The 591-nt window shown below is 70.1% G+C and carries 1 protein-coding gene; it reads right to left on the reverse strand.

The window, feature by feature from the left end; translation table 11 throughout:
• The coding region (locus NKH90_RS34725; RefSeq protein ID WP_352786433.1) for an AMP-binding enzyme at positions 1-591 on the reverse strand (591 nt) is incomplete at both ends.

Genomic DNA, 591 nt, shown 5'->3' on the forward strand with positions numbered 1-591 from the left:
CTGCACCGCCAGGAGCGAATGGCCGCCCAGTTCGAAGAAGTTGTCGTGGCGCCCGACCCGCTCGACACCGAGAAGCTCCGCCCAGATCTGTGCCAGCGCCGTCTCGACCGCGCCCTGCGGCGCCTCATAGGCCGTCCGCGCATAGGCGCCGTCGGCCGGCGCCGGCAGTGCCTTGCGGTCGAGCTTGCCGTTCGGCGTCAGCGGCAGCGCCGCGAGCCGCACGAACGCAGCCGGCACCATGTAGTCCGGCAGCCGCCCGCTCACATGCGCGCGCAAGGCGCCGGCAAGCCCGCCGCCATCGTCCTCGTCCGATCCTGCCTCGGGTCCACACACGACATAGGCGACAAGGTGCTTGTCGCCGGCCCGGTCCTGGCGCGCCACCACCACCGCCTCGCGCACCCAGGCGTGCTCGCAAAGCCGCGCCGCGATCTCGCCCGGCTCGATGCGGAAGCCGCGGATCTTCACCTGGTCGTCGTTGCGGCCCAGAAACTCCAGATTGCCGTCCGGCAGATAACGCGCCAGATCGCCGGTCTTATACAGCCGATCGCCTTCCACAAAGGGACTGGCGATGAACCGCTCCGCCGTCAGATC

The sequence above is a fragment of the Mesorhizobium sp. M0898 genome (assembly GCF_040319695.1).
In the GTDB taxonomy this organism is placed as follows: domain Bacteria; phylum Pseudomonadota; class Alphaproteobacteria; order Rhizobiales; family Rhizobiaceae; genus Mesorhizobium.